The sequence below is a fragment of the Rhizobacter sp. genome (assembly GCF_031412075.1).
Taxonomy (GTDB): domain Bacteria; phylum Pseudomonadota; class Gammaproteobacteria; order Burkholderiales; family Burkholderiaceae_C; genus Rhizobacter.
Genome location: NZ_JANOCG010000033.1, coordinates 1 through 3,883, shown reverse-complemented (window position 1 = coordinate 3,883; position 3,883 = coordinate 1). Strand labels below are relative to the sequence as shown.

Sequence of the window (3,883 nt, the reverse complement as noted above, 5' to 3'; positions counted from 1 at the left end):
GTTGCGAAGCAACGACCGTATTACTCTTCGGGTCCCCTTGGTGAGTCGTCGAGCAGCGCAGGGCTTTGGGGCTGCACGCGCAGCGTGCTTCGTCATCTTTGCGCCGCCTGTTTGAACGCAACGGCCAAAGGCCGCGAAGTGAGTTCGGCGCGAGCCCCAAAGACCGAGCAGCGCAGAGCAGTCGGCCCTAGGCCGACCGGCGAGTAGGGTCGCCTTTTCTTTGGTGACTTTCTTTTGGCGAAGCAAAAGAAAGTTACTGCCCTGTCGGGGGCACATCCCGACGCACCCGCCGGCAGGCAGAAGTAACACCTACGCGAAGCGAGCACAAGGCTTCGATCCGCGAAGCGGACCCTGTCCTGAGCCTGTCGAAGGGTCAGCCCGAACGGGCAGCCAAGAACTACAAGCAAAACCCCGCTCAATTCAAAGCTTCGACCCGACAGTCAACTTTGACAATGCCCCAACCCACGGCCTAACCGCCGCATGGGCCCGCCAACGCAAGTCAGGATCGACCGTGCCGCCACCCGAAAAAATTCGCCTAGGCGACCTGCTCGTTCGCCAGGAGCTCATCACCGAAGACCAGCTCAAGGCCACGCTGGAGCAGCAGCGCGCCAGCGGCCGCAAGCTCGGGCGCATCCTGGTCGACAGCGGTATCGTCACCGAAGAGCAGATCTCCGGCGCGCTGGCCCGCCAGCTCAAGATCCCCTACATCAACCTCAAGCAGCAAAGCCCCAACCCGGCCTTGGTCAACCTGCTCTCCGAAGCGCAGGCGCGGCGTTTTCGTGCCCTGGTGCTCGAAGACAGCAACGGCTTTTTGCGCGTGGGCATGGCCGACCCGAGCGACCTTTTTGCCTACGACGAACTCACCCGCATCCTGAAGCGCGAGATCGAGCTCGCCGCCGTCACCGAAACGCAGCTGCTCTCGACCATCGACCGTGTGTACCGCCGCACCGGCGAGATCACCGCGCTGTCGCAAGAACTCACCGCCGAGCTGGCGCAGACCGAAGCCGACTTCGGCGCGCTGCTGGGCACCGAAGCGGCGGTGAAAGACGCGCCGGTCGTCAAGCTCTTGCAGACCCTGTTCGAAGACGCCGCCCAGGTGCGCGCCTCCGACATCCACATCGAGCCGCAGCAACACAAGCTGCATGTGCGCTTTCGGATCGACGGCATGCTGCACCTGCAGACCGAGGCCGACCTGAAGATCGCACCGGCGCTGGTATTGCGCTTGAAGCTGATGTCGGGCCTCGACATCTCCGAGAAGCGCTTGCCGCAAGACGGCCGCTTTCACGTCGACATCCGCGGCAACCCACTCGACGTGCGCATCTCGTCGATGCCCACGCAATACGGCGAATCGGTGGTGATGCGCCTGCTCAACCAGAGCGGTGGCCTGTTGAGCCTGGAGCGCCTGGGCATGGGGCCGCGCATGCTGACCAAGGTGCGCAGTGCGCTCCACCGCACCAGCGGCATGATCCTCGTGACCGGCCCGACCGGCAGCGGCAAGACCACCGCGCTCTACGCCTCGCTCAACGAGATCAACTCGCCCGACCGCAAGATCATCACGGTGGAAGACCCGGTCGAGTACCGCCTGCCCGGCATCAACCAGGTGCAGGTGCACGACAAGATCGAGCTCACCTTCGAGCGTGTGCTGCGCGCCGCGCTGCGCCAGGACCCCGATGTGATCCTGGTCGGCGAAATGCGCGACAAGACCACCGCCGAGATCGGCCTGCGCGCCGCGATGACCGGCCACATGGTGCTCTCTACCCTGCACACCAACGACGCCGCGACCACGCCAGTGCGCCTGCTCGACATGGGCGTGCCGCCCTACATGGTGGCGATGTCGCTCAACCTCGTGATCGCCCAGCGCCTGGTGCGCCTGGTGTGCGAAAACTGCGTGGCACCGCACACCGTCACCACGCAAGAAACCGCCTGGCTCGACCACTACGCCGCCGACGACGCGCTAGAGGGCAAGTACATGCGCGGCATGGGCTGCTCGCGTTGCAACGGCACCGGCTTCATCGGCCGCACGGCGGTGTATGAAATGCTGGAGATGACGCCCGAGCTGGTGCAGGCCGCCAACCACGGCTCGCCGGTCGAATTCGTCAAGATCGCACGCGTGCAGATCGGCAAGGAGACGCTGCTGCGCAACGCGCTGGCGCTGGCCAAGAGCGGCCGCTCCACCTTGTCTGAAACCATGGCGCTGGCCGCCCACAGCGATGGTTGACGCCCTGTCGATTCCGTTCGGGCTGAGCCTGTCGAAGCCAGCGCGCAGCACGGCACAAGCACTTCGACAAGCTCAGTGCGAACGGGCCTGAGATATGCCCCAGTTCACCTACACCGCACGCGACAGCAGCGGCTCGCTGCTGAAAGGGGTGCTCGAAGGCCCCTCGGCCGCCGCCATCGCCGGCGACCTGATGAGCGCCGGCAGCACGCCGCTCGACATCAGCGAGGCCACGGCCGTCGCCGCCTCGATGGCCACGCGCCAGATCGGCTTTGGCAAAAAAGAGAAGGTCAAGCACGACGACCTGTTGATGTTCAGCCGCCAGATCTACACCCTGCTCAAGGCGGGCATCCCGCTCACGCGGGCCCTGGCCGGCCTGCAGGAATCGGCGGCACCCGCCATGGCCGAGGTGATCCGCCACACCCGCGAGAGCCTGGAGAGCGGCAACGAGATGTCGACCTCGCTCGCTCGCCAGACCGGTGTGTTCTCTGGCTTCTACGTGGCCATGGTGCGGGTGGGTGAAATGACGGGCCGCCTTGACGAGGTGTTCTTGCGCCTGTTCCATCACCTCGAGTTCGAGAAGCTGATGCGCGACCAGGTGAAGTCGGCCCTGCGCTACCCGAGCTTCGTGGTGGCGGTGATGGGCGTGGCGGTGATGGTGGTCAACATCTTCGTCATCCCGGCGTTCCAGAAGGTGTTTGACGGCTTCGGCGCCGAGCTGCCCTTCATGACGCAGATCCTGGTGGGCTTCTCCAAGTTCACGCTGGCGGCCTGGCCCTACATGCTGGTGGGTGGCGCGGGTGCGTTCTTCGCATTCAAACGCTGGACCAGCACCGAACACGGCCGCTACATCTGGGACCGCAGCAAGCTCAAGTTCCCGATCGCCGGCAAGATCATCCGCAAGGCCACACTGGCGCGCTTCTCGCGCAGCTTTGCGCTCGCGCTCAAGAGCGGCGTGCCGGTGGTGCAGGCCATGATGGTGGTGGCCAACACGGTCGAAAACGCCTTCTTCGCACGTGCCATCGAAAAGATGCGCGACGGCGTGGAGCGTGGCGACAGCGTGCTGCGCACCGCCGCGGCCAGCGGCATCTTCACGCCGGTGGTGCTGCAGATGATCGCCGTGGGCGAAGAGTCGGGCACGCTCGACGAGATGCTCGGCGAAGTGGCCGACTTCTACCAGCAGGACGTGGAGTACGAGCTCAAGTCGCTGTCGGCGCAGATCGAGCCGATCTTGATCATCTTCCTCGGGGTGCTGGTCCTGATCCTGGCATTGGGCGTGTTCCTCCCGATCTGGGACTTGGGCAAAGCCGCCGTGAAATAGGGCCCCCCAGTCGCTGCGCTCCTGCCCCCATGGGGCGCCGCCTGGCGGCCTGGCAGAGCCAGTTCCGCGGGCGTTGCTTGATGGGTGCTTCGCTGCGCTCGCTCACCGTTCGGCCTGAGGTGTCGAAGTCCCTGGCCGCCGTTCGCGAAATGCTTCACAGCAACAGGCTCGAACTGCCCCGCAGCGGCCGAAAAGCCGTTCTTATCGAGGCACTGCCCTCGCCCCCTCTCCCTAGCATCACCCAAACCCCAAGCTCCCCATCCCGGTTGGCTTGCTGTTGGTTCATGTGGTGATGTTCAAACGCAAAGAACAACCCGGTTGGCTGGCGATCGTGCCGCGCAAGCAGT

The 3,883-nt window shown here is 64.8% G+C and carries 3 protein-coding genes; 2 read left to right on the top strand and 1 reads right to left on the bottom strand.

From position 1 onward, the window contains the following. Positions 1 to 511: 511 nt before the first annotated feature. Both RMO40_RS01090 and RMO40_RS01085 read left to right on the top strand, forming a co-directional pair. The gene (locus tag RMO40_RS01090; protein WP_309715119.1) at positions 512 to 2,218 is read left to right on the top strand and encodes an ATPase, T2SS/T4P/T4SS family; all 1,707 of its coding nucleotides are present in this window, start codon (positions 512 to 514) and stop codon (positions 2,216 to 2,218) included. A gap of 94 nt (positions 2,219 to 2,312) precedes the next feature. Further along, the gene (locus RMO40_RS01085) at positions 2,313 to 3,536 is read left to right on the top strand and encodes a type II secretion system F family protein (protein ID WP_309715117.1); all 1,224 of its coding nucleotides are present in this window, start codon (positions 2,313 to 2,315) and stop codon (positions 3,534 to 3,536) included. Between the two features lie 154 nt (positions 3,537 to 3,690). Here the strand turns inward: RMO40_RS01085 and RMO40_RS01080 are convergent. Next, positions 3,691 to 3,883 (bottom strand): hypothetical protein (locus RMO40_RS01080; protein ID WP_309715115.1); only part of this gene is annotated, 193 nt, incomplete at its 5' end.